Genomic DNA, 238 nt, shown 5'->3' on the forward strand with positions numbered 1-238 from the left:
GCCGCGGCGGCGCCGATCGCCTTCTTCTCCTCGGCGGCGACGAAGCGGCGCGCCTCGTAGGCGAGGTTCTCGACGCCGGAGGCGATGATCGCGCCGCCATGGATGCGGGTCAGCGAGCGCTCGTCGCAGAGATCGTTGAGGTCCTTGCGGATGGTCTGCGCCGACACCTCTAATCGCTTGGCGAGGTCCTCGACCATGACCCGGCCGAACGCGCGTGCAATGGGGAGGAGTTCAGTCT

General features: G+C 68.1%; 1 protein-coding gene. It reads right to left on the bottom strand.

Annotated elements, in window-relative coordinates:
* On the bottom strand, positions 1-197 hold a 197-nt coding region (locus AC1RQI_RS17510), incomplete at its 3' end, for a DeoR family transcriptional regulator (RefSeq protein ID WP_481905879.1).
* Positions 198-238 lie beyond the last annotated feature (41 nt).

This window comes from Salicola sp. AFF1, from assembly GCF_056783195.1.